We start from the raw sequence: 22773 nt of genomic DNA, 5'->3' as shown, positions 1-22773 counted from the left end.
GGCTCCGCCCCGGTCAACCCCGGCTGGAGCACGCCGACGTCTATCACCACGGCTACCCCCACCGCGACACCGAAGCCCACTCCCCGTGAAGCCGGCTCCGGCCGCCTGCACCTCGGGGAGACCGGCCTCGTCGACCAGGCCGTCAGGATCCGTTCGGCCGACGGCATTGCGACCCTCATTATTGCGGAGGGTGCCAGGGCGGCCGATGCATCCGGCAATCCGCTTCGCGCGGTGACCCTTGCGGCGCTCGATGCGGCCGACGTGCCCGCGGTGCCCGGCGCGTACGCGTTTGCCGGGTACGCCTGGATCACCGGGCCGGAGGGGGCGGTCTTCTCCCCGCCGGCGACCCTCTCGTTCAACTTCACAGAGGAGCAGTGGGACGCCGTCTACAACGGCAGCGTGCAGGACGGGCTCGTGGTGCAGCGATACGACCGGTCGGCCAACACCTGGGAGGAGGTTCCCACCATCGTCCTCCCGGAGACCCGGAGCGTCACAGCCGTTGTCTCCTACTTCAGCACCTACGCGCTCTTTGCCGCGGCACCCGGAGACGATGCGGCACAGGCGGTCGCCGCCGATACCGGCACGAAACCCGTGGCCCGTGACATCCCGTACACGCATCTCATCCCGGGCCTGCTTGCCCTCGTCATCGCGGGGGTGGGGGCCCTCCTCTACTTCAGGAAGGGAGAGCCCTGAAAAGGTTCAAAAAAGCGGTGGAGGGGGTTAGCGTCTCCTCCCCGTGAGCAGGAGGAGGAGCGCCGCCCCGGCAGCCGCCGCACCGAAGCCCGGTGCCGCCGTCGGGGCGGGGTTCACCGGCTCCGTGATCCCGGCCAGCCAGGCGGCGCTGGTGTCGGGGGAGAGGAACCGGATGCCCGCGAGGGTGTATCCATCGGGAGCGCTGCTGGCCCCGTAGATCCCGGTAGCGGTGAGCGCCGTGTCCCACCGGATCGTCCCGTCCGCATCCGTTCCGAAGACGAATCCCTCTCCGCTCCTTGCGTCCGTGCCCGCAACCACATACCCGCCTTCGGGTCGCAGGGCGACGGCGTATCCGGAGAGACCCTCCATATTCTCGATCCAGACCTCCTCCCCTTCTGCCTCGACAAGGCCGTACCAGTAGTTGCCCGAGTAGACGAACCGTCCGTCGTCGGTCTCCTCGACGTCGAAGATGACCGGGACCTGGTAGTTCTCATGCCAGAGCGTGTTCCCGTCGGCGTCGAGGCGGATGAGGAAGCCGTCGCCGATATCGTAGGTGAAGGGCGACGTCGTGCCGCCGAGGACGTAGCCTCCGTCGGCGGTCGCGATTCCTGTGTTCGCGGAGAGCCCGGAGAACGTCCGGTTCCAGGCGGGCGTGCCGTCACCGTCGGTCTTCACGATGACCGCCGCCGTCTCGTTCTCCGATCCGGGCGGGTTCCAGAGCCACCCGATGGCGGCGTAGCCGCCGTCCGCGGTCTCCTCGACGGACGAGACTTTCATTCCCGGCAGGGACTGCCGCCACTCCTCCTCCCCGGCGGCGTCGGTCCTGATCAGGAACGAGGTGCCCTGGTAGGTGAGATCCCGGTCAGATCCTGCCGTGGAGACGTTGTAGCCTCCGGCGATGTAGCCCCCGTCGGAGGTTTCCGCAACGGAGGCCGGCGACATTCCGGGGATGCTCGCATTCCATACCTCGTTCCCCTCACCATCCGTCTTCACGAGCAGCAGGCTCTCGCTCCCCCCGTACTTCTCCGCAAGGGTTGAGCCGAGTGCGATGAAGCCGCCGTCCGCGGTCGGCGCAACGGCGTCGAACTTGTTGTTGTTCTCCGGTGCGAACGTCACGTTCCAGGCGACCTCCGGTGAGGTCTCGCTCGCGGAGACGATCCCTGCCGGCAGCACTACCGCAATGAGCAGTGCCGCGAGGATCGTCCCCGGCTTCCAGAAATCTCTGACTTTTTCCGTCATGGAATTGATCACTGGTGCGGTGCGGCACGCAAAAAGCGTAGTGGTTCGCCCCCGGCAATCCATTAATGAACGTGAACTTCCAATAGCTCTAGCACGTGTTGGCGATATTCGACGGAACCTGGGTACGCCTCGGCGGTGAAGGGCGGGCGCTCTACGAGCAGGGCGGCTACGGCAGGCTCGAGGGGACCGGTCTCCGCCTCTCTCCCGAAGAGGCACTCTACCTCATGGAACGAAACAAGATCGACGTGAAAGACTTCGGTTTCGACGCCCTGCTCGGCCTCTTTGCCGGCCAGCCGAACTTCATCCGCAGGTATCTCGTCTACCGCGACATCCGCGAGCGGGGATACGTGATCCAGCCCGGCCCGCAGGATTTCCGCGTCTTCCGCCGCGGCCACAAGCCCGGCGCCGGGAAGTCCCGGTACCTGATCCGGGTCCTCTCCGAGCGCGACATCGTCGACTTCGACCGGTTAAGCCAGGACGTGGTCGCTGCGGTCAATATGCGCAAGCAGTACCTCCTCGCGGTCGTCGACGACGAGGACGAACTGACCTACTACGAGGTGCGGGTACAGGACCTTCCCGGGGTCGGGGAGCCCGCGGGGTGCGCGACGCCGGTAAAGGCCACGCTCTTCGGGACCTACGCGCTCGCCCACCTGCCGCCGGGAACCCCGCTCGAGGAGGACTGGTACGGCAAGAGGCTCGATACCGAACGCCTCCTCCTCCGGCCGGTCGAGTCGATCTATCTCATGCGCAGAGACTGCCTCTCGATCGTGCAGGACGGTAAACCGATGACCGCGGAGCAGTTCCTCGATGCGGCGTCGGAGAAAGACGTCGAGATCCGCGAAAAAGAGCGGGTCTTCTCCGATCTGCGGGAGAAAGGCTACATCCCCCGGACGGGCTACAAGTTCGGCCACCACTTCCGCGTCTACTCCGGGAAGAAGAGCCACTCCGAGATGCTCGTCCACGCCGTTCCGTCCGGGACATCCACGCCGATGAGCGGCGTCTCCCGCTCGGTCAGGCTTGCTCACAGCGTCAAAAAGAAGATGTTGTTTGCCTGCATATATAACACCGATATCAGATACGTCGAATTCGCCCGAATAAAACTGTGAGCGTCAATACATGCATTCAGAAGTGAACCCGTGGTCGAATAACCAGACCGTTGATGTAGATCGACTGTTCGCCGAGTTCGGCATCGAGCCGGTCAGTGAGGTCGCACAAAGGCTTCCCGAGGTACCGTCGTTTATGCGCAGGGGCATCGTCGTCGGGCACCGGGACTACGACCTGGTAGCCGACGCCATCAAAAACCGCACCCCGTTTCACGTGCTGACCGGGTTCATGCCCTCGGGACTCCCGCATCTGGGGCACCTGATGGTCATGAAAGAGGTCGTCTGGCACGTCCGGCAGGGGGGGAACGGCTACGTCGCCGTCGCCGACCGGGAGGCGCACGCGGTCCGCGGCATCTCGTGGGAGAAGTGCCGCGAGTACGGAAAGGAGTACCTCAAAGCCCTCTACGCGCTCGGATTCGAGGGTAAGACCTACTACCAGAGCAAGAACGAGCGCTTGAAAGACCTCGCGTTCGAGGCGTCCACGAAGGTGAACTTCTCGGAGCTCGCGGCGATCTACGGGTTCGGGCCGGAGACTTCGCTCTCCCACGCCGTGAGCGTCATCACCCAGGTCGCCGACATCCTCTTCCCGCAGCTCGATGCCGGCCCTGCGCCGACGATCGTCCCGGTCGGCCTCGACCAGGACCCGCACATCCGGCTCACCCGGGACGTGGCCTACAAACTCAGGCAGTTCACGGTCGAGGATCGCGGCGACCATATCAGCGTCCGGTCGAAGAACGCCCCCGAGGAGGCTCTCGAGGCGGTGCACCGCGCCTTCCCCGGCTCGAAGAAGTACGCGGGCCACGTGGACGTCACCGGCCTTCCGCAGGCGCGGGTGGAGGACGCCGTCCGCGAGATCGAGATCGCACACGGCGGGTTCGGGTTCTACCTCCCCTCATCGACCTACCACATCTTCATGCCCGGGCTCCAGGGCGGGAAGATGTCGAGCAGCGTGCCCGAGAGTTCGTTCGGGTTCTACGAGTCCGACAAGTCGGTCAGGAAGAAGGTCATGGCGGCGAAGACCGGCGGACGGATGACGCTCGAGGAGCAACGGCGTCTCGGGGGCGAGCCGGACGCCTGCTCGGTCTATCTCCTGAATCTCTTCCACATGCTCGAGGACGACGTGGGACTCGCCGATCTCCGCCGCCGGTGCGAGAGCGGCGAACTCACCTGCGGGCAGTGCAAGAAGGAGACGCTGGAGCGCGTGCAGGCGTTCCTTTCGGAGTTGCGGGATAAGATGGATGCGGTCGAACACCTTGCAGAGGAGGTGTGATAGTGGAACTGACGCTGAACGAGAAGAGGCTTCTGGTTGTTCTGGGGACGATGGGATCGGCCGATGCGGCCGTCCTTGCGGAGAAGATGGATACCCGCCGGGAAGCGGTGGTGCAGTACGCGAACCTCGCCGGTGATCGGGGGCTCGTGGACGTGGAAAAACACGTCGCCCGGCGGTACGTCCCGACAGAAGAGGGACGGGCCTACATGGGCAAAGGCCTCCCCGAGCGGCAGGTGCTCGAGAGTTTCGAGGAGTCAATCCCGATGCGCGACCTCCAGGGCCACCCGCTCGCAAAGATCGCTATCGGCTGGATGCGCAAGAAGGGCTGGATCGCGATCACGGGCGGGGTCGTGACAAAGACCGGCAAGACCGCCCCGGGCCCCGACGAAGCCGCGTTTGCCCGGCTCGCCGAAAGCGGCGAGATCGCCGACGGCGAGATCGCCGACGGCGAGGGTGTCGCCGATCTCGCGAAGCGCGGGCTCGTCGAGGAGGAGGAGACGGTCGCCTACACCGTCTCGATCACGGCCCGCGGCCGCGAACTCCTCAGCCAGGGCCTCGACCTGCGGGAAGAGGCGGGCACGCTCACCCGCGAGCAGATCCTCTCCGGCGAGTGGAAGTCTCTCCCCCTCCGGCGCTACGACGTCACGAAACTCCCGAAGCGCGCCTACCCGGGAAAGACCCACCCCTACCAGCGCATCATCGACGAGATGCGCCGCATCCTCTTCGACATGGGCTTCGAGGAGATGTCGGGCGGGATCGTCCAGAGTTCGTTCTGGAACTTCGACGCCCTCTTCCAGCCGCAGGATCACCCGGCACGGGAGATGCAGGACACCTTCTTCCTCGGCGAGCGCCGGCCGCTCCCGAAGGGGTACGAGCGCGTCCGCGACATGCACGAGCACGGCGGCGAGACCTCCTCGACCGGGTGGGGAGGCACCTGGAGCGCCGAGAAGGCGGAGCAGTGCGTGCTCCGGACCCACACGACGGGCCTCTCGATCCAGCACCTCACACAGCATCCCAACCCCCCGGTGAAGGCGTTCTGCATCGGCCGGGTCTACCGGCGGGAGGCGATCGACCCCACTCACCTCGCGGAATTCGAGCAGCTCGAGGGGATCGTCATGGACGAAGACGTCAACTTGCGTCACCTCCTCGGGTTCCTCAAGGAGTTCTACGCCAAGATGGGCTTTGAGAAAGTCCGGTTCCGTCCCGGCTACTTCCCCTACACCGAGCCCTCCGTGGAGCCGGAGGTCTACGTCGACGGGCTCGGCTGGGTGGAACTCGGCGGGTCGGGCATCTTCCGCCAGGAGGTGACCGAGCCCCTCGGGATCGAGCACCCGGTACTCGCATGGGGTCTCGGGATCAGCCGGGTGGCGATGCTCCGCCTAGGGCTGCGCGATCTCCGGCACCTTTACCGGAGCGACATCGAGTGGATCCGGGAGACGCCCGTCTACGGCGGGAGGCGGTGAGAATGGCGATCATCACGTTACCCTACCGGTACCTGGAACGGCTGGCCGGCACCGACCGGCAGACGATCATCGACCGCATCCCCATGTTCGGGGCCGACATCGAGCGGATCGAAGAAGACCACGTGGACGTTGAGTTCTTCCCGAACCGGCCGGATCTCTACTCGCCCGAGGGGGTCGCCCGGGCGATGCGCGGGTTCCTCGGGCTGGAGGAGGGCCTCCCGGCCTACACCGTCCGCCCTTCCGGCATCACCTTTTCGGTCGACCCGGGGCTTGCCGATATCCGGCCGTTCCTCGGCTCGGCGGTGATCCGGAACGTCAACCTCGACGAAGAGGCGATCGAGAGCCTGATGGCCCTCCAGGAGGCCCTCCACTGGGCGGTCGGGCGCGGACGGGGCAAGGTGGCGATCGGCGTCCATGACCTCGATACGGTCAAGCCTCCCTTCCGCTACATCGCCTCGTCCCGGAACCGCTCCTTCGTTCCGCTGGACTTCGAGCGGGAGATGACGATGGAGGAGATCCTCACCGACCACCCGAAGGGCCGGGACTACGCTCGCCTGGTGGAGGATTTCCCCAAGTTCCCGCTGATCGTCGATGCCGACGACCGGGTGCTCTCCTTCCCGCCGATCATCAACGGCGAGCTGACGAGGGTCACGGCGGCGACGAAGAACATCCTGCTCGACTGCACCGGCACCGACAGGAGAGCGGTGATGACGGCGGTCAACATCATCTGCACGGCGCTCGCCGAGGCCGGGGCGACGGTCGAGACGGTGACCGTCGACGGAGAAGAGATGCCGACGCTCGCCCCCGCAGAAAGGGTCGTCTCGGTAGCGGAATGCTCCCGCCTCCTCGGCCTCTCCCTCACGCCGCAGGAGATGGCGGGGCTCCTTCGCCGGATGCGCTTTGACGCCGAGCCCGATGGCGACTCACGGGTCCGGATCCTCGTCCCCTGCTACCGCTCGGACATCCTCCACGACTGGGATATCTTCGAGGACGTGGCGATCGCCTACGGCATCGAGAACTTCGATGCCGCCCTCCCGGCGACCTCCACGGTCGCCCAGGAGCACCCGATCAGTGCCATTGCGGGGGCGGTCCGGTCGGTGATGACCGGTCTTGGGTATCTCGAAGCGATCCCGTTCACCCTCACAAACGAGCGGGTGCTGTATGCAAACATGCAGCGCGAGCCCGCGCCCGGAACCCTGCGGCTGCTCCACCCGATCAGCGAGGAGCAGACGGTGGTCCGGACCGACCTCCTCCCCCTGCTGATGGAGATGCTTCTTGCGAACAAGCACCGCGAACTCCCGCAGCGGCTCTTTGCGGTGGGCGACGTGGTCGAGGACTGCGTCACCTACCCGAAGGTCGCGGCGGTCAGCATCCACCCGGCGGCCGACTTCTCCGAGGCATACGCGGCGGCGGACGTCCTCTGCCGCGAGCTCTCGCTCGCATATATGGTCAGTGAGTCGGCCGACCCGGCGTTCCTGGACGGCCGCCGCGGGGATATCGTCGTCGACGGAAAAATAGTCGGGGTGTTCGGGGAGATCCACCCCGCCGTTCTCGGGGCGTTCGACCTCGAGCACCCGGTCGCGGCGCTCGCGCTCGATCTCAGAGCCGTACCGGGATACCCCGCCCTGCCAGGTACTCCTTGACCTGGCGGACGGTGAACTCGCCGTAGTGGAAGACGCTTGCCGCGAGGCAGGCGTCGGCCTTTCCTTCCGTGAATCCGTCGTAGAAGTGCTCGAGCGTCCCCACCCCGCCGCTCGCGACCACCGGGATGCCGACCGTCTCCGAGACCGCTCTCGTGATCGGGATGTCGAACCCCTCCTTCGTCCCGTCGGCCTCCATGCTGGTGAGCAGGATCTCGCCCGCCCCGCGCTCCTCCGCCTCTCTCGCCCAGGCGACGGCGTCAAGCCCCGTCCCCCGGCTCCCGCCGTGGGTCACGACCTCGTACCAGCACTCCTGGCCGTCGGCGAGGGTTATCGGTGTTTTTCCCGGTGCCGTCTCGTAGTTGCGCCGGACATCGACGGCGACGACGATGCACTGGGTGCCGAATCGTTCGGCGCCCTGCGAGATCAGGTTCGGGTCGGCGACGGCGCTCGAGTTGATGCTCACCTTGTCCGCGCCCGCCCGGAGGATCTGTTTCATGTCCTCGATCGTCCGGATGCCGCCGCCGACGGTGAGCGGGAGAAAGAGCTGGTCGGCCGCCCGCTGCACGACGTCGATGATGGTGCCCCGGTCCTCCCTGGTGGCGGTGATGTCGAGGAAGACCACCTCGTCCGCGCCCTGTTCGTTGTAGCGCTGGGCGAGTTCCACGGGATCGCCCGCGTCGCGCAGGCCGACGAAGTGCGTGCCCTTGACCACCCGCCCGTCCTTGAGGTCAAGGCAGGGGATGATCCGCTTGGTCAGAACCATGTGTAGTGATTTTGAGGCGGAGGTGATGAGGGTTTGGTTCGAGAGTTCCCCTGTTTCTGTGAGGGGAGCAAGTATGCAGCTGCGGCCGACCGCAGAGTGCGGTGTCATCTGAAGGGTGCGGTTGCGCTGTCAACTTCTGGTCACATGCCCAGTATACGGCTTTCCGGGAGACATCGCCATTCGGGGAGGGGTTGCAGGGGAGGGGGGATGCTCCCCCCTGTCCCCACCCCCTGATGCGATACTCCCACGGTCCACTGTATCGGGATTACTCCCGTATCCATAGTTTCAGACCCTCAGATTGTTGCGGCATCACCGTTACGCGTGAGCACGAGTTCGGGTTTGACAACCCCTGTTTCGGGCTGTGAACCCCCATGACCTCCCGCTTACCTCATGTTTAAGTAATCACAGAAGATACCTTTACAGGCAAACCGGAGGAGTATCCGGGCGGGATAACCGGTCTGGTGGTTTTTATGGAGTCTGGAGATCTAAAAATTGCGTGGGCGCGGCAGTACATGCCGGTACTCTCGTCCATTCGGAAGCGTTTCGTCGAGGAGAAGCCGTTCTCCGGCATGACTATCGGCATGGCCCTGCACGTCGAGGCGAAGACCGCGGTGCTGGTCGAGACGCTCGCAGCAGGCGGTGCCGAGGTGCACATCACGGGGTGCAACCCCCTCTCGACCCAGGACGACGTCGCGATGGCGCTCGATACCCGGGAAGGGATTCACTCCTACGCCCGCCGGGGAGCCAGCGTCGAGGAGTACTACGCGGCCATCGACCGGGTGCTCGACGCCCGCCCCGCGATCACCGTCGACGACGGGATGGACCTGATCCACCGCATCCACACCGAGCGGCGGGAGGTGCTGGACTCGATCATCGGCGGGTGCGAGGAGACCACGACCGGCATCCACCGGCTCCGCGCGATGGCACAGGAGGGGGCGCTCAGGTTCCCGGTCGTCGCCGTCAACGACACCCCGATGAAGCACTTCTTCGACAACGTCCACGGCACCGGCGAGAGTTCGCTTGCGTCGATCATGATCACGACGAACATCCTCATCGCCGGAAAGCGGTTCGTCGTCGCCGGCTACGGCTACTGCGGCCGGGGGCTTGCCCAGAAGGCCCGGAGCCTCGGCGCCCGCGTCATCGTGACCGAGGTCGACCCCCGGCGGGCGCTGCAGGCGCACATGGACGGCTTTGAGGTCATGACGATGGACGACGCGGCACCCCTCGGCGATATCTTCGTCACCACCACCGGCAACACGAGCATCCTCACCGAACGGCACTTCCCGAAGATGAAGGACGGGGCGATCCTCGCGAACGCCGGCCACTTCAACGTTGAGATCGACGTCGACTGGCTCGCGGCGCACGCGGACTCCACCGTCCACCGGGACGGCGTCGACACCTACGTTCTCGACGGCAAAGCCGTCCACGTCCTTGCCGAAGGAAGGCTCGTGAACCTTGCGACGCCGAAAGGCATGGGCCACCCCGTCGAGGTCATGGACCTGAGCTTCGCGGTCCAGGCTCTCTCCGCCGAGTTCATCGCGAAGCACGGTCGCGAACTCGCTCCCGGCGTGCACGACGTCCCGTCGGCCCTCGACGAGGCTGTGGCGCGGCTGAAACTCGACGCGCTCGGCCTCTCTATCGACCGGCTGACGCCCGAGCAGGAAACCTACATGAGCAGCTGGACGATTGGGACGTAAATCCACTTTTTTTTAATACGCTGGGAAAAACGGAAGGGCCGGGACCGATACGCCGTCAGGTCTGACAGGCGTCTCCGTCACAATTCATTCGTAATATGAACCCGTGGCCGCACTCGCAGCAGCGGTACTGGGCATACATGCCGCACCCGGGAGCGTCGACATTCCCCAGGAGTTCCCCCGGGGAGCCGCACCGGGGGCATGCCGGCCCCCGGTCGTCGAACCAGTGGCCGCATTTGAGGCAGTGATGGACGGTATGGGCCCGCGGGTTGGCGGTCATGATCTCCTTGACGTGGTCCCGGCACCCGCAGAATGGGCAGGGGGCAGGTCCGTCCTCTCCGGCATCACCGGTGTCGCACGGCGGGCACATCGTCTTTTCAGCCACGTTCAACCCGCGCACACACCCGTCCCCCTGGTTACGGTGCGGTTGTCTCTCCACGGGATGCCACACTCCCATATCTTTTGGGTCCGCCTGCGATCGCCGGGCAGGTACCGCTCGGTCGGCTTGCTCTGTCTCATGCACCCCTATAGGGGCTCCTACTGCTTAAATGATACCCATCGGTATCTATAGGTATCTGATTGGAAAAATAAAAACGGTATAATATAATTGTCCTGCCGGGATACCTGAATAGGAAGATGGAGTCTCCCGATAACGTCTCAAGCAAGCAGGTGGGTGTGCGGCTCCCGGGCCATCTCTACCGGTGGCTGAAGGCGAAGGTCGACAGCGGCGAGTACTCGAATATGGCCCAGTCGGTCATCGGGGAGCTGACGAAGGCGAGGACGCTCGAAGAGATGCGATGCCGGGAGACTCCACGTTACGATGTTTCCGGGGAAGAACCCCTTGCCCGGATGGTGAACGAGCGTATCGAGGGAGTCCGCCGCGAGCTCCTGGACGAAGTGAAGCGGCGGCGTACCTGAGCGGGCGGTCCCCGCTCGATCCGCACGTATTGCCCGAACCCCGTTACCGAAGCCCGGGGCATGGCGACTCCGCCGTAATGTTATCCGGGGTTATGGTGCCGCGCTGTCGAGAAAACACCCCCGTACGAGGATGGCCATGAACAAGAAAGGATACGTGCTGCTCCTGGCACTGCTCGCGGTTGCCGCACTTTTGCCGGGATCGGTAGCGGGCGGGGAGATCCCCATTAATTACTCGTTCAACGAGTCGCACGCGGAGATCTATGAGCGGATGCTTGAGCGGAACGCATCCGTGGGGGAATACTACGAGCGGGCCTGCCCCGAATTCCTGGAGAGCATGCCCCCGGAGACGAGGGCGCATCTCTACAACACGGCGATGCCCCGGCACCGGCCTCCCGGTGCCGACGGAGAATTTGTGCCGCCCCTGATAACGGGCAAAGTCGCCATCGCCACCGCCTCGCCCGTGACCTCGGTGTGCGGAGTGCCCATTGCCCTCGTCACCATCGGTCTCGCCGTCCTCGGCATCCTCATCCTGCTCGCGGCGATCTCTCTCATCCTGGAGCGGTTCCGTAACCGGAACGAGTGAGCGTCACTGCGGCCGGCGCGCCGGGCCGCGCGCGCAGTAGAGATACTCCTGCGCGTATCCTGCATACTTCCCGAAGTAGTCCCGGCTAAATCGCCGGATCCGCTCGTACTCCGCCGGGGTGCAGTTCTTTCCTGTCAGGTCCGGGAGGTAGGCCTCCCCCACGATCCGGCGTATCCAGACATCGACCGGAAACGCCTCGAAGAACCCGAACGCAAAGAGCAATACGCAGTCCGCCGCTTTCGGCCCGACACCCCGAAACCGCATCAGCGCCTGCCGCGCCTCCTCGAAGGGAAGGGCGGCCACCCGCTCCGCCCAGTCGGGGTGCTCTGCCGCATATCCGGCGGCCTCGCAGACATAATCCGTCCGGTAGCCGAGTTTGCAGTCCCGGAGATCTGCGTGGGAAACCTCCGCGAGCGCTTCCGGGTCCGGGAACGCGTATGCCATGCCGGAGGGGCCGTCTACCGGCTTTCCGTAGCGCTCCGCCATCAGCGCGGCCCGGCGCTTCACCGCCGGGATATTCGTGTTCGTGGCGCAGATGTAGGAGACCAGGCACTCCCACGGCGGTTGCCTGACAAGGCGGAGGCCGCGGCACTCCCGGATCGCGGCGCCGATCGCCGGGTCGCGGTCGATCGAGGAGAGGATCTCCGGAAGATCCTGGTCGAGCCGGAAGTAGTCGCGGACGAACCCCGCATCCGCCCCTTCAAACGTGAGCCGGTTTGCATCCTGCCGTATCCGGACGGCCCGGCCGCCGGCGACGCCCTGCCACCACCCGTCCGCCTGCTCCCAGCGGAAGGCCTGCCCGCAGGCGAGCGTCAGGTCGAGGTCGAACGGCTGGTCGGGCCGGAGTTCGATCGTCGTCATGGCCGGCGGCACCGCCGGGTAAAAAAGAGCGGGTTATTCTTTCTTCTCATCCTTCATCTGCTGGTAGACGCAGGACTGAACGTCCTGGCCCAGTTTCCCGATCGCGTCCGCCCGGCAGCGCGCGCAGTGGCGCATCTGCTTGATGAACGGGGCGCACCGGTCCTGCATCTCCCGCTTCTCCTTCGGTGTCGGGGGGGTGATATGAGCGAACTTGTACTGCGGGATGACCGGAATGACGTTGAAGGTGAACGCCCCCATCTCGCCGACCTTCTTTGCAATCTCGGGGATGTGCTCGTCGTTGATCCCCGGGACGTAGACGGTGTTGATCTTGACGAAGATCTTCTTTGCAACCGCCATCTCGATCCCCTTCAACTGCTGGGAGAGAATGATTTCTGCCGCCTCGCGCCCGTGATACCTCTTCCCTTTGTAGTCGACCCAGGCATAGATCTTCTCCCCGATCGCAGGGTCGACGGCGTTGAGCGTGACCGTGATGTTTCCGACATCGTACTTCGCGAGTTCTTCGATATACTCCGGGAGCATGAGGCCGTTCGTGCTGATGCACATGATCAGGTGCGGAAACTCCTCGTGGACCAGCCGCAGAGCCTCGAACGTCTCGGGGTTTGCGAGCGGCTCACCCGGCCCCGCGATGCCGATCACCTTCACGAACGGATAATCCCTGACGACGTTCCTGACCAGGTCGAGCCCCTCTTCCGGGGTGAGAACCTTGCTCGTGACACCCGGCCGGCTCTCGTTCACGCAGTCGAAGTCGCGTATGCAGTAGTTGCACTGGATGTTGCAATCTGGAGCGACGGGGAGATGGCATCGTCCGAAGGCGTGGCATGCTTTCTCGGAGTAGCAGGGGTGCTCGCTGATCTTGCGTAACTGCTCCGGATCGTAAGGAACCTCCCTGCCCTGGACCGTCGCGGTCCGATACTCATCGGCCATATAACTGATCTATGTGCCGGAGGGTATTATATACTGATGGGTACCGGCGGTGTGGCGGAACGCCTATATCACCTGCGGTCTGATCGGCCGATTCCATGATGCTCTGGTCGCCGGGCTCATTTGAGGGGTGACTACCCGTTCTGCCCGTCGCGATGCTCCACTACAAACGCGGCGGCTTTGCGAATATGCTCCGTTCGGTAGCCGGGTTTGCAGTCCCACGGGTTCGCGCGTGAGATCCCCGCGAATGCCTCCGGCTATCGGTTTCCCGTAACGCTTCGCCATGAGCGCGGCCCGTTGCTTCATCTCCGGGATGCTCGTGTTTGTGGCACAGAGATACGAGACCCGGCACTCCACGGATGGCGGCGCCGATCGGCGGGATGCGGTCGATGGATGAAAGGACAGCGGAGAGATTATCTTCTGTCTTCTCTCAGCGGAATGCCTGCCCGCAGGAGAGCGTCCGGTCGAGGCCGAACGGGCCGGAGCATGATCGTCGTCATGGCCAGGTGCACCGGCGGGTAAAAAAGATCGGGTTATTCTTTTTTCTCATCCCTCATCTGCTGGAAGATACTGGACTGCACGTCCTGGCCGAGCTTCCCGATGGCATCCGCCCGGCAGCGTACGCAGTGGCGCATCTGCCTGAGATATGGAGCGCATCGGTCCTGCATCTCCTGTTTATCCTCTGGAGTGGGGGGGGTGATGTCAGCGAACTTGTACTGCGGGATGACCGGGATGATGTTGTGGGTGAACACCCCCATCTCACCGCCTATCCTGGCGATCTCGGGAATGTGCTCGTCGTTGATTCCGGGGATGTAGACGGTGTTGATTTTGACGAACACATCCCTTGCAACCGCCATCTCGATCCCCCGGAGCTGCTGGGAGAGGAGGATTTCAGCCGCCTCGCGCCCGTGATACCTCTTCCCTTTGTAGTCGACCCAGGAGTAGATCTTCTCGCCTATTGCCGGGTCGACGGCGTTGAGCGTGACCGTGATGTTTCCGACATCGTACTTCGCCAGTTCCTCTATATACTCCGGGAGCATGAGGCCGTTCGTGCTGATGCACATGATCTGGTCCGGGAACTCCTCGTGGACCAGCCGCAACGTCTCGAACGTCTCGGGGTTTGCAAGCGGGTCGCCTGGCCCTGCGACGGCGGTCACCTTCACGTAAGGGTAGTCCCTGACGACCCTCCTGGCCAGGTTGAACGCTTCTTCCGGGTTGAGGACCTGGCTCGTCACACCCGGTCTGTTCTCGTTCACGCAGTCAAAGTCGCGTATACAATAGTTGCACTGGATGTTGCACTTCGGGGCAACAGGGAGATGACACCGCCCGAACACGTGGTACGCTTTTTCAGAGTAGCAGGGGTGCTCGTTGATCTTCCGTAAGCGCTCTGGATCGTAAGGGTCCTCACTGTCATGGACTGCTACGATCCGATACTCGTCGGTCATATAATACGATCTATGCGTCAGAGATGCGATATACTGATGGATACCGGCTACCTAATGGGACTCTCATATCGTATGCTTCTATCCGCCGATTCCTTGCGCACCCCGCCGCCGGGTTCCTGCACGGACCGCGGCGCATCGCGGTTCCGGTCAAGGATAAGGCCGACGTCGGGCTGGACGAGGTAGACCGGAAAGAAACTGAATATCCACCCCGCACCGCGGATCGACCCGAGAAACTCCACAATCGCCGTCCAGTCCGGGAAGGCCGTTTTCGGACCCCCGGTTGGGATCATCAGGATAAAGGGATTCACCATGTAAAGGATGAAACTCGATGCGATCCAGTAGAGCATGTACCGGGGGAGAAGGAGCAGGAAGAGAAGGTTCACGAGCACCGCGGCGAGGATGAAGAGCCCGGTGACGTGGAGCCGGCCGTCGCAGGCGAGGAGGGCTGATTGCCGCTGCTCCTCGCGTGCGATCTCGTCCTCCACGTCTCTTGCGAGCGTCTCCGGCCTCCCGGGCGTACCTCGCGAAGGCAGAATCTCTCTCCGGCACCGCCATCTGCGGGAGACAATAGCCCTTTTGGAATAAATGCATTCGTGAGGATCCGGGCCGTTCCTGCTCGCCGAAAAAAGTGGACGGGTCAGGCCGTCTGCCGGCTGAAGTCGAACGGAAGAGGTTCCTTGCCGGTCTCCCGCATATCCCTCTCCGGCTCCATGCCGAATCGCTCCTCCGCGGCTTTGAGGATCCGCCTGAGCATCTCGGCATACGATAGGCCCGCGTACTTCGCCATCTTTGCGAGGTGGCCGTCCCAGCACCAGCCGGGGTTCGGGTTGACCTCGAGGAGTTTCGGGTTGCCGTGCTCGTCCAGGCGCCAGTCGAACCGGCAGTAGTCGCGGCACTCCAGGCGCTCGAAGAGGGCGAGACAGCACCGCACGATCACCTTCTCGGTCTCTTCGGGGAGATCCGCCGGCTTTGACGTGATCTTCCAGTACGGCGAGTCCGGGAGCCACTTCGCTTCGTAGCCGCAGATCCGGGGGAGTTCCGGGGGCAGCGCGGAGTAATCCTCCTCGATGACAGGCAGCACCATGCTGTATCCGGGGGGGTTGCCGATGATGCCGACGCTGATGTCCTTTCCGGTGAGAAACTCCTCGACGAGGAGCGAGCGGTCGTACCCGAGTGTCGTCCGGAGCGTGCTGATGATGTCGGAGAGCTCTTCGATGGTGTGGGCGATGCTCTCTTGCGTGATGCCGTAGGAGGAGTCGCCCGCGTTCGGCTTGACGATCGCCGGGAACTTCATCCCGGCATCGTAGGTGCGGTCGCCGGGGGTGATGAAACAGGCGTCCGGCACCGGGATCCCCATCTCTTTCGCAATCCCGCGCACGAGCGATTTGTCGTAGCAGAACGCGAGCGACTGCGGCCCGGCTCCCGTGTAGGGGATACCGTAGATCTCGAGAAGCGCCGGGACATGGAGTTCTTTCCTCGGGTCGTTGTTAAACCCCTCGTCGCAGAGGTTGAAGACGTAGTCCACCTTCCCCTTCAGTCGCAGGAGATCCTGGATCAGCGTCTCGTGTTTGAAGAGGTAGGTGAACCGGTAGCCGGAGAGTTCCCGCAGCGCCGCCTTCATTTGGTCGATGGTGTAGAAGTCGTCGTCGTCGAAAGCGCAGGAGGGTTTCAGGGCGTCGGGCCTGGCCGGATCGCCGAGTATCACCGCGACGTGTTTTGCCCTCTCCTGCCCCCTCACCTTCGTCGCCGACCATTCCTTCCTGACGTGCGCGGTGACGATGTGACGGCGCTCCATCATGCCGAGGTCCTGGTTGCGCTGCGATTCGGTTGCGATCTCGTGGAAGGCGATGCCGGAGAACCCCGCCTTCTCAAGGAGCCGCCGGAGCGCCTCGGGGGTGTAGAGGTGCTCGGCATAAAACTGGTCGGCCACGACGCCCTTTTCGACGTCGGTGATCACCTCACGGGATATCAGGCGCTGGCCGTCGAACGAGAGCGACCTCTCGCGGCAGACGAACATGGCATCGTCGATCCACTCCCACGACCTCGGCTGGAAGTGCTCGCGCAGGTACTCGCCGTCGGCGACGTCCAGGAGCACCCGCCCCCAGGGTTTGAGGATGCGCCGGACTTCGGTGAGGATCCGCAGGTCTTCCTCGACGGAGTCGAAGTAGCCGAAACTGTTCCCGAGGACGAGGACGACGTCGCAGGTGTCGGTGCGGTACGGGAGCCGCCGGGCGTCCCCCTCCCTGAACCTGACGGGGAGCCCCTCTTTCTTCGCGGTCGACCGGGCACGCTGGATCAGGTAGTGCGACTGGTCGAGGCCTTCGGCGTTGTAGCCCCTGCGCGAGAGTTCGAGGGTGTGCCTGCCCTGGCCGCAGCAGAGGTCGAGGACCTTTTCGTGGGGCTGGAGGTGCAGGATCCGGGCGATCCGGTCGATCTCTCTCCCGGTGATCCGGGGATCGTCGACGACGTCGCCGTCGGTCTTCAGGTAAAGGCGATTGAAGATACCCCTCCACCAGTCGGGTTTTACGTGCTCTTCAAGGTTCGGGACCGGACCGATTGTCTTCCTGTCCCGGTGTTTTCCCTTGCGTCTGCTATCGGGAGGCTCGTCGGTGTGGACCTCGTCGATCATGCCGGCCCACTCCTCCCGGCTTCGTTTCCGGAATAGAACCGGTTTTCTGCCGGGTTGCAAAAGAGAACGGTTATCCTGTGCATAGCTGGATGATCTTTCGATAGGATAGTATCGATAAAAGCATTGCGTCACGTACCTCCCTTCAGGGGGAAACGGACACATTAGAGAAGGATTTTGTTTCCCGTGCATCCCGGCCACGCACCGGCCGGCGCAGGACGGATCATGCCGTGCCGGATCCTCAAGAAGCACCTATATATGCAGGCAGGTAGTTGTGTATGTGCAGATTATCTGCATGGTTGAAGTATATGGAAGAGAGATACCCCCGCAGGGGCCCCCGTTCTTATGACGACCGTCCCCGCGAGTTCCACAAGGCGGTCTGTTCCGACTGCGGCAAAGAGTGCGAAGTTCCTTTCAAGCCTACGGAGGGTCGGCCGGTCTACTGCCTCGATTGCCTCCCGAAGCACAGGAAACCCCGGTTTTGAGTAGCCAGTAAGAATACTGTTTCCCGAAGTGAGTGAAATTCCAATGGAAGAGAGATATCCCCGCAGGGGCCCCCGTTCTTATGACGACCGTCCCCGCGAGTTCCACAAGGCAGTCTGCGCTGACTGCGGCAAAGAGTGCGAAGTTCCTTTCAAGCCTACGGAGGGTCGGCCGGTCTACTGCCGCGACTGCCTCCCGAAGCACAGAAAACCCCGATTCTAACCCTTTTTTTGAGCCGGCCCCCGTCACACGACGAGCCGCCTTCTCATCAGCCTGATGGCGAGCACGAAGAAGATCACGGTCGCTACCGCGATCCAGGCGAGGTTGAGGAGGTTTACCGCCGAAAACGCCGAGAGCGTGATTGCCCGGTTGAAGCCGACGACGTGCGTGAGCGGGAGGGCGGCAAGGGCGAAGTACTGGATTGGTTCCGGGAGCAGGTCCAGCGGGAAGAACGTCCCCGAGAAGAGGAACATCGGGGTGATGAAGAGGAACGAGGGGTAGTTCAGCGCGTCGATGCTCGGGGTGATCGCCGTGAAGCACATTGCGATGCCTGCAAAGAGAAGGCCGGCGAGGAACGCGAAGGGGATAAGGAGCAGGGACGACGGCATGGCGACGACGTTAAAGAGGAGGAGCACGGGGAGCATCAGCGTTGCGTAGATCATCCCCCGGGTGGCGCCCCAGATCATCTCCCCCGCGATCACCTCGTCGATGCCGACCGGGGTCGCGATGATGGCGTCAAACGTCTTCTGGTAGTACATCCGGACGAACGACGAGTAGGTGCACTCGAAGAAGGCCGAGTACATCACCGATATCGAGACGAGGGCCGGTGCGATGAAAACGGGGTAGGGGATCCCGTCGACCGCCTCGATGTAGGTCCCGAGACCGAACCCCAGCGCCAGGAGGTAGAGGACCGGCTCGATGAAGGGCGGGATGAAGTTTACCCGGTAGGTCCTGAGGAAGGCGTCCCAGTTCCTCCGCCAGACGCTCTGCACCCTGCCGGTAACGTCGATCAGCATTCGCTCACTCCCGCAGGCTCCGCCCGGTCAGCCGCAGAAAGACGTCTTCGAGGGTTGCCGGCCGGACCGTCACCGCCGCCTCGTGCCGGCAGACCTCGAGCAGTTCTTGTGCAACGTCGTTCGGGCGATCCGTGAATACCTGGAGGACGTCGCCGGCAAGGTCGTAGTTCAGCCTGAGTTCCTCCAGGCGGGCGACCACCTTCTGTGTCCGCTCGACCTCGACGACATCGCTCCCGGCATGCTCGCGGATGAGGTCCGCCGGGGTGCCCTCGACGAGGATCCTGCCGTGATCCATGATCACCAGCCGGTCGCAGAGGTGTTCCGCTTCGTCCAGGTAATGCGTGGTGAGGACGAGGGTGTTTCCTTCCGCCCGGAGGCTCCGGAGTTTCTCCCAGATCAGGTGCCGCGCCTGCGGGTCGAGCCCGATGGTGGGCTCGTCGAGGATGAGCAGTTCCGGTTCGTTGACGAGCGCCCGGGCGATGATCAGCCGCCGTTTCATCCCGCCCGAGAGTTTGTCGATCAGGACGTCCCGTTTCTCGTCGAGGTGCATGAACGCGAGGAGTTCTGTTGCCCGCCGCTCCGCCGTTCGTTTCGGGATGCCGAAGTAGCGGGCGTAGACCAGCAGGTTCCGGTAGGCCGAGAAATCCGGGTCGAGGTTGTTCTCCTGCGGCACCACCCCGAGACGGCTCTTGATCCGGCGCTGGCGGGTATCGACGTCCATGCCGAAGACCTCCAGTGTCCCGCCGGATTTCGGGGAGATGCACTGGATCATCTTCATGGTCGTCGTCTTCCCCGCTCCGTTCGGGCCGAGAAACCCGAAGACCTCCCCTTCCCTGACCCGGAAGGCGATACGGTCGACCGCGACGAGATCCCCGAACCGCTTCTCCAGATCGTGCGCTACGATGACGTCCCCGATCGTTTCTTCCTCCTGATGAGTCAGTGGGGTCGTGAGAATACAACATCCTTTCGCTCACCCCTCCTCCGCGCAGGGGATTCGGGTCCGGGGTGCATGCCGCATTTCCCGGTGGTCCGGGCCCGGATTCCGGTCTACCGGGACGGAGCCACCGCAGCCTTTTTACCCGGCAGAGTAAATCGCTCTATCCGCACGTGTGGAGTCGCAGCGAAACCATGATCGACATTTCTGTGGAGAAAGAGGGGTTTTTCTCTCCTTCGGATGCCGTATACGTCGGTTCGTCGGGATGCCGCGGGCGGGGCGTCTTCGCCCGCAGGGATCTTATACCCGGCGAGTTGATCGAGACCTGCCCGGTGATCGTGCTCGGGGGAGCGGACGAGCAGGAACTTCTCGATAAGACGCACCTCTTCGACTACTACTTTGCGTGGGGGGAGCTCGCCGCCGTGGCGCTGGGCTACGGGTCGCTCTACAACCACTCCTGCCACGCGAACGCGGATCACGTCTGCGATCTTCTCCGGGGCGAGATCCGCATCTCCGCCCATCGCCCGATCCCGAGGGGCGAGGAGATCACCATCAACTACGGCGGGCTGCCGGACTGCCCCGACCCCGTCTGGTTCGATGCGGTGAAGTGAGTGTTTTTAGGTCCGGGATCGCGGTGATTTCCTTTTCCGGGCTCTTTTCGTTCCGATTGAATCCCGGAGGCAACGGCGTTTACCGGTATCGCGAACCGGGTGCCGGGGGGCCGGCCCACCCTTTCCGGGCCGTTCAGACCGGTCTGCCGAAATCTCCAGTGGAAATCAAGGGGTTTGCCATAATCTCTCCAGATCGTAGAGATTCTCTCGATCGCCCGTAATGCCTGCCGACCCCTGTAACCGCCCTGCCGGCCCTGCGGGCTCCTCAAAAATCCCCTTTAATTTGAACATTTTTGAAAGATTCGAGTGTAATTTAGGGAGGTTTTAGCAAAGCGCCCGGGTTGTGGGAGCACGAAAACCGTGATATGACCTGAATATTCCATGAGATGCCTTCACGAGTCATGCCGGCCGGTATCCGGCGCATTCTGGTGTAGGTCTAGCGCCGGATGACCAGCTGCACCTGCTCGGTCTGCACGGTGCCTCCGCCGGTCGCCGTAACCACGGCATCCACGGTCGCGGTGGAGACGAAGGGCGGGGAGGTCGGGGGCTGCGACCTCGTAGGTGAGCGGCGGGTAGGGTGCGGAGACCGTGCCGAGGTCGTGGTTGTCGCGGTACACGCCACCGAGCGCCGTAGCGGCAACCCTGATCTTGACGGGTGCGGAGAATCCGCCTTCGGGGTGCACCGTGAGCGTGAACCTGATGGTATCGCCGGGCCGGGCGGTGGCGGATGACGGGGTGACGCTGATCGAGAAGGTGCGGGACGTAACCTGCACCGGGGCGCCCGTCGCGACCGGGGTTCCCGGCGTTCCGGCCGGGGGCGGTCCCGGAGGGGGTGCGCCCTCGTTCGCGAGGAGGGCGTAGGCGCCGGCGAGCATGGTCATCAGGACGCAGATGATGACTGCGGTCAGCAGGGGAGGGTATTCTCGTGCCATGGTTGCTCCCGCGGGGGGTATGCCGGCAGAACGGTTGCCGGCCTATTTATGCGTTGCCGCCCTGCCCGGGATAAAAAGGGTGAGTGTTCCTCAGTCGATAGCGACCATGATCTCGGTCGACTTGACTACGGCGTAGATCTTCTTGCCGACGGCAATCTCGAGATTCTCCATGGCCTTTTTGGTGATGATCGAGGTGAGCTCGCCGCCGCCGTCCAGTGCGATGGTGATCTCCACGAGGATCATCCCTTGCTCAATCTTCGCTACTTTTCCCGGTAGCTGGTTTCTTGCACTTACCTTCATGATGCACCGCGGCGGTGGTCTGGCACACTGAGCGATATAGGTTTCGACACCTGAATTCCCTCCCATGCATCCGTGCGCATTCCTCCCGCTTGCGCGGGAGTGCCGGCGATGCCGTCTGTCGCTACGGGATCCGGGATGGGGGAGAGCGCCGCTGCCTGCTGTGTTCCCCTCCTGCACGAGTGCTAAAAAAAGCCCTGTTGAATGCCTCCCCCTGAGGCATAGCACCCGCTATCTTCATCGACGTTGCTGCACGCGAAGACGCGAAGGGGACTGCCAGCAACTCTCTGGATTTCGCGTTCTTCGCGCCTTCGTGCGAGACTCCGGAGTTGTGATGCGGTTCTCCTGGGCGCAAAAAAGTGGGTTTGCCTGCCCCGGGTCAGTGTGCCTGCACATCGTTCAGTATGTGGCGCCGACAGAATCATTATATCTTATAGTTGCCCATAGTTGGCTATGGCGACCACGATCCAGCTCCAGCCGGAGACCAAGTCCCGCCTGGATACCTTGAAAACACATCCCCGGGAGAGTTATGACGAGACGCTCAACCGCATTATGGACGCATTAATCGATCCGGAGCCGCTTTCCGAAGAGACATTGCAGCGGATCGAAGAAAGCGTCGCGGACATGCGGGCCGGCCGGGGTCGCCCCTTTGAAGAGTATGTTCAGGAACGGGGCCTCTGATGATCTGGCGGCTCATCCTGATGCCGGTTGCCGAGCGGATTCTCAATAACATCCCGGACCCTGATGCCGGACGGATTAAGGAAGAACTCTATGCTCTGGCAGATGAGCCGTATCCCCGATTTCACGTTAAGAAACTGAAGGGAAACCAGAACAGTCCGCTATACTCTCTTCGTGTAGGACAGTACCGGATTATTCTTGTGATCGAGGACAATGTGATGGTCATCACCGTGATTGAGATTGGAGATCGGAGCAATAGCTATCGGAAATATTGATCTGCGTCGCGAGATGTTCACGGGTCTTGTTAGTTGAGTCTTGTTAATTCGATTGTCTCGAAAGTCAAAATCAATCGCATACGGCTCTAAAAACAGATAATGGTTCTATAAAGCCATTATTTCTTCATACTCTCTTTCGTATTAACAATAAGGTTGCACAACTCAGTCCGATAAGTGCAATCAGTGCGCCAAATCCGGGTAACGCAAACACCGGCACTTCACTTTTAGCGTAGATCTCTGTTGTAAACACTTCTGATCCGGTCAAATGCCACTCTGCTTTATTCCCATCCACTACATTCGCATT

25 protein-coding genes and 1 pseudogene are annotated in these 22773 nt (G+C 63.0%); 13 read left to right on the top strand and 13 right to left on the bottom strand.

Going from position 1 to position 22773, the window contains the following annotated elements; genetic code table 11:
- Positions 1-693, top strand: a pseudogene (locus tag EI28_RS14395) (PKD domain-containing protein); the annotation flags it as partial.
- A 27-nt stretch (positions 694-720) separates the two neighbouring features.
- On the opposite strand, the gene EI28_RS06190 reads toward EI28_RS14395, so the two are convergent.
- Complete coding sequence (locus tag EI28_RS06190; protein WP_048113565.1) at positions 721-1932, bottom strand: hypothetical protein; 1212 nt, start codon at positions 1930-1932, stop codon at positions 721-723.
- Between the two features lie 95 nt (positions 1933-2027).
- On the opposite strand from EI28_RS06190, the gene endA reads away from it, so the two are divergent.
- From endA to pheT, 4 genes are read left to right on the top strand one after another with little or no spacing between them, the layout of a single operon-like run.
- On the top strand, positions 2028-3038 hold the full coding sequence (gene endA, locus EI28_RS06185; RefSeq protein ID WP_048113564.1) for a tRNA-intron lyase: 1011 nt from the start codon (positions 2028-2030) through the stop codon (positions 3036-3038).
- A gap of 10 nt (positions 3039-3048) precedes the next feature.
- Positions 3049-4305, top strand: coding sequence for a tryptophan--tRNA ligase (locus EI28_RS06180; protein ID WP_048113562.1), 1257 nt, complete (start codon positions 3049-3051; stop codon positions 4303-4305).
- 2 nt (positions 4306-4307) lie between these two features.
- Entirely contained in the window at positions 4308-5768 is a 1461-nt protein-coding gene (locus EI28_RS06175) for a phenylalanine--tRNA ligase subunit alpha (protein WP_048113560.1), read from the top strand.
- Positions 5769-5770: 2 nt separating this feature from the next.
- Positions 5771-7411 carry a phenylalanine--tRNA ligase subunit beta gene (gene pheT / locus EI28_RS06170; RefSeq protein WP_048113558.1) on the top strand — a complete coding sequence of 547 codons (1641 nt, stop codon included), beginning with the start codon at positions 5771-5773 and terminating at the stop codon, positions 7409-7411.
- Here pheT and hisF read toward each other — a convergent pair.
- A complete protein-coding gene (gene hisF, locus EI28_RS06165; protein WP_048113556.1) occupies positions 7368-8174 on the bottom strand; it encodes an imidazole glycerol phosphate synthase subunit HisF in 807 nt (268 codons plus the stop codon). The two genes, pheT and hisF, sit on opposite strands and share 44 nt — an antisense overlap.
- Before the next feature lie 470 nt (positions 8175-8644).
- On the opposite strand from hisF, the gene EI28_RS06160 reads away from it, so the two are divergent.
- Positions 8645-9871, top strand: a complete 1227-nt coding sequence (locus EI28_RS06160) for an adenosylhomocysteinase (RefSeq protein ID WP_048113555.1) — start codon at positions 8645-8647, stop codon at positions 9869-9871.
- A gap of 55 nt (positions 9872-9926) precedes the next feature.
- Here EI28_RS06160 and EI28_RS13445 read toward each other — a convergent pair whose 3' ends face one another.
- Positions 9927-10268: a hypothetical protein gene (locus EI28_RS13445; protein WP_155937272.1), complete on the bottom strand. Its 342-nt coding sequence runs from the start codon at positions 10266-10268 to the stop codon at positions 9927-9929.
- Between the two features lie 236 nt (positions 10269-10504).
- Here EI28_RS13445 and EI28_RS06155 point away from each other — a divergent pair, with 236 nt between their 5' ends.
- Positions 10505-10786, top strand: coding sequence for a hypothetical protein (locus EI28_RS06155; protein WP_048113553.1), 282 nt, complete (start codon positions 10505-10507; stop codon positions 10784-10786).
- Positions 10787-10922: 136 nt separating this feature from the next.
- Positions 10923-11369: a hypothetical protein gene (locus EI28_RS06150; RefSeq protein WP_155937270.1), complete on the top strand. Its 447-nt coding sequence runs from the start codon at positions 10923-10925 to the stop codon at positions 11367-11369.
- Between the two features lie 3 nt (positions 11370-11372).
- Here EI28_RS06150 and EI28_RS06145 read toward each other — a convergent pair whose 3' ends face one another.
- The 5 genes from EI28_RS06145 to EI28_RS06125 all read right to left on the bottom strand — a co-directional run bounded on the left by EI28_RS06145 (position 11373) and on the right by EI28_RS06125 (position 17246).
- The gene (locus EI28_RS06145) at positions 11373-12230 is read right to left on the bottom strand and encodes a DNA-3-methyladenine glycosylase (protein ID WP_048113549.1); all 858 of its coding nucleotides are present in this window, start codon (positions 12228-12230) and stop codon (positions 11373-11375) included.
- A gap of 33 nt (positions 12231-12263) precedes the next feature.
- Positions 12264-13175 (bottom strand): nitrogenase cofactor biosynthesis protein NifB, encoded by a 912-nt coding sequence (gene nifB / locus EI28_RS06140; protein WP_048113548.1) that lies wholly within the window; start codon positions 13173-13175, stop codon positions 12264-12266.
- A gap of 530 nt (positions 13176-13705) precedes the next feature.
- Positions 13706-14617 carry a nitrogenase cofactor biosynthesis protein NifB gene (nifB, locus tag EI28_RS06135; RefSeq protein ID WP_048113546.1) on the bottom strand — a complete coding sequence of 304 codons (912 nt, stop codon included), beginning with the start codon at positions 14615-14617 and terminating at the stop codon, positions 13706-13708.
- 47 nt (positions 14618-14664) lie between these two features.
- On the bottom strand, positions 14665-15102 hold the full coding sequence (locus EI28_RS06130) for a hypothetical protein (protein ID WP_048113544.1): 438 nt from the start codon (positions 15100-15102) through the stop codon (positions 14665-14667).
- 152 nt (positions 15103-15254) lie between these two features.
- On the bottom strand, positions 15255-17246 hold the full coding sequence (locus EI28_RS06125) for a methyltransferase domain-containing protein (protein WP_048113543.1): 1992 nt from the start codon (positions 17244-17246) through the stop codon (positions 15255-15257).
- 305 nt (positions 17247-17551) lie between these two features.
- Between EI28_RS06125 and EI28_RS15290 the strand changes: the two genes are divergently transcribed.
- Both EI28_RS15290 and EI28_RS15285 read left to right on the top strand, forming a co-directional pair.
- Positions 17552-17728 (top strand): CxxC-x17-CxxC domain-containing protein, encoded by a 177-nt coding sequence (locus EI28_RS15290; RefSeq protein WP_074370500.1) that lies wholly within the window; start codon positions 17552-17554, stop codon positions 17726-17728.
- Positions 17729-17771: 43 nt separating this feature from the next.
- The gene (locus EI28_RS15285) at positions 17772-17948 is read left to right on the top strand and encodes a CxxC-x17-CxxC domain-containing protein (RefSeq protein ID WP_082223097.1); all 177 of its coding nucleotides are present in this window, start codon (positions 17772-17774) and stop codon (positions 17946-17948) included.
- 23 nt (positions 17949-17971) lie between these two features.
- On the opposite strand, the gene EI28_RS06120 is transcribed toward EI28_RS15285, so the two are convergent.
- Positions 17972-18742, bottom strand: a complete 771-nt coding sequence (locus EI28_RS06120) for an ABC transporter permease (RefSeq protein WP_048113541.1) — start codon at positions 18740-18742, stop codon at positions 17972-17974.
- A 4-nt stretch (positions 18743-18746) separates the two neighbouring features.
- A complete protein-coding gene (locus EI28_RS06115; RefSeq protein ID WP_048113539.1) occupies positions 18747-19658 on the bottom strand; it encodes an ABC transporter ATP-binding protein in 912 nt (303 codons plus the stop codon).
- Between the two features lie 212 nt (positions 19659-19870).
- Here EI28_RS06115 and EI28_RS06110 point away from each other — a divergent pair, with 212 nt between their 5' ends.
- Entirely contained in the window at positions 19871-20287 is a 417-nt protein-coding gene (locus EI28_RS06110; protein WP_052379684.1) for an SET domain-containing protein, read from the top strand.
- Positions 20288-20679: 392 nt separating this feature from the next.
- Here EI28_RS06110 and EI28_RS06105 read toward each other — a convergent pair whose 3' ends face one another.
- Both EI28_RS06105 and EI28_RS06100 read right to left on the bottom strand, forming a co-directional pair.
- Positions 20680-21219, bottom strand: a complete 540-nt coding sequence (locus EI28_RS06105) for a hypothetical protein (protein WP_048113538.1) — start codon at positions 21217-21219, stop codon at positions 20680-20682.
- Positions 21220-21309: 90 nt separating this feature from the next.
- Positions 21310-21519: a molybdopterin-binding protein gene (locus EI28_RS06100; protein ID WP_048113536.1), complete on the bottom strand. Its 210-nt coding sequence runs from the start codon at positions 21517-21519 to the stop codon at positions 21310-21312.
- Positions 21520-21969: 450 nt separating this feature from the next.
- On the opposite strand from EI28_RS06100, the gene EI28_RS06095 reads away from it, so the two are divergent.
- Positions 21970-22197, top strand: a complete 228-nt coding sequence (locus EI28_RS06095) for a hypothetical protein (RefSeq protein ID WP_048113534.1) — start codon at positions 21970-21972, stop codon at positions 22195-22197.
- Complete coding sequence (locus EI28_RS06090) at positions 22197-22469, top strand: type II toxin-antitoxin system RelE/ParE family toxin (RefSeq protein ID WP_048113532.1); 273 nt, start codon at positions 22197-22199, stop codon at positions 22467-22469. Before EI28_RS06095 ends, EI28_RS06090 begins: the two co-directional genes overlap by 1 nt.
- A gap of 124 nt (positions 22470-22593) precedes the next feature.
- On the opposite strand, the gene EI28_RS13430 is transcribed toward EI28_RS06090, so the two are convergent.
- On the bottom strand, positions 22594-22773 hold a 180-nt coding region (locus tag EI28_RS13430; RefSeq protein WP_155937268.1), incomplete at its 5' end, for a PGF-CTERM sorting domain-containing protein.

It is taken from the genome of Methanoculleus sp. MH98A (assembly GCF_000691865.1).
GTDB lineage: Archaea > Halobacteriota > Methanomicrobia > Methanomicrobiales > Methanoculleaceae > Methanoculleus.
Note: the sequence above shows the minus strand (reverse complement) of the source record. Positions and strands in the feature narration are given on the sequence as shown.

What these genes read in the sequence shown, in the direction of transcription:
- EI28_RS06190 (WP_048113565.1), bottom strand. Translation starts at nt 1,932, where the DNA reads ATGACGGAAAAAGTCAGAGATTTCTGGAAGCCGGGGACGATCCTCGCG.
- EI28_RS06180 (WP_048113562.1), top strand. Translation starts at nt 3,049, where the DNA reads ATGCATTCAGAAGTGAACCCGTGGTCGAATAACCAGACCGTTGATGTA.
- pheT (WP_048113558.1), top strand. Translation starts at nt 5,771, where the DNA reads ATGGCGATCATCACGTTACCCTACCGGTACCTGGAACGGCTGGCCGGC.
- hisF (WP_048113556.1), bottom strand. Translation starts at nt 8,174, where the DNA reads ATGGTTCTGACCAAGCGGATCATCCCCTGCCTTGACCTCAAGGACGGG.
- EI28_RS06160 (WP_048113555.1), top strand. Translation starts at nt 8,645, where the DNA reads ATGGAGTCTGGAGATCTAAAAATTGCGTGGGCGCGGCAGTACATGCCG.
- EI28_RS06155 (WP_048113553.1), top strand. Translation starts at nt 10,505, where the DNA reads ATGGAGTCTCCCGATAACGTCTCAAGCAAGCAGGTGGGTGTGCGGCTC.
- EI28_RS06150 (WP_155937270.1), top strand. Translation starts at nt 10,923, where the DNA reads ATGAACAAGAAAGGATACGTGCTGCTCCTGGCACTGCTCGCGGTTGCC.
- EI28_RS06145 (WP_048113549.1), bottom strand. Translation starts at nt 12,230, where the DNA reads ATGACGACGATCGAACTCCGGCCCGACCAGCCGTTCGACCTCGACCTG.
- nifB (WP_048113548.1), bottom strand. Translation starts at nt 13,175, where the DNA reads ATGGCCGATGAGTATCGGACCGCGACGGTCCAGGGCAGGGAGGTTCCT.
- nifB (WP_048113546.1), bottom strand. Translation starts at nt 14,617, where the DNA reads ATGACCGACGAGTATCGGATCGTAGCAGTCCATGACAGTGAGGACCCT.
- EI28_RS06125 (WP_048113543.1), bottom strand. Translation starts at nt 17,246, where the DNA reads ATGATCGACGAGGTCCACACCGACGAGCCTCCCGATAGCAGACGCAAG.
- EI28_RS15290 (WP_074370500.1), top strand. Translation starts at nt 17,552, where the DNA reads ATGGAAGAGAGATACCCCCGCAGGGGCCCCCGTTCTTATGACGACCGT.
- EI28_RS15285 (WP_082223097.1), top strand. Translation starts at nt 17,772, where the DNA reads ATGGAAGAGAGATATCCCCGCAGGGGCCCCCGTTCTTATGACGACCGT.
- EI28_RS06120 (WP_048113541.1), bottom strand. Translation starts at nt 18,742, where the DNA reads ATGCTGATCGACGTTACCGGCAGGGTGCAGAGCGTCTGGCGGAGGAAC.
- EI28_RS06110 (WP_052379684.1), top strand. Translation starts at nt 19,871, where the DNA reads ATGATCGACATTTCTGTGGAGAAAGAGGGGTTTTTCTCTCCTTCGGAT.
- EI28_RS06105 (WP_048113538.1), bottom strand. Translation starts at nt 21,219, where the DNA reads ATGGCACGAGAATACCCTCCCCTGCTGACCGCAGTCATCATCTGCGTC.
- EI28_RS06100 (WP_048113536.1), bottom strand. Translation starts at nt 21,519, where the DNA reads ATGAAGGTAAGTGCAAGAAACCAGCTACCGGGAAAAGTAGCGAAGATT.
- EI28_RS06095 (WP_048113534.1), top strand. Translation starts at nt 21,970, where the DNA reads ATGGCGACCACGATCCAGCTCCAGCCGGAGACCAAGTCCCGCCTGGAT.
- EI28_RS06090 (WP_048113532.1), top strand. Translation starts at nt 22,197, where the DNA reads ATGATCTGGCGGCTCATCCTGATGCCGGTTGCCGAGCGGATTCTCAAT.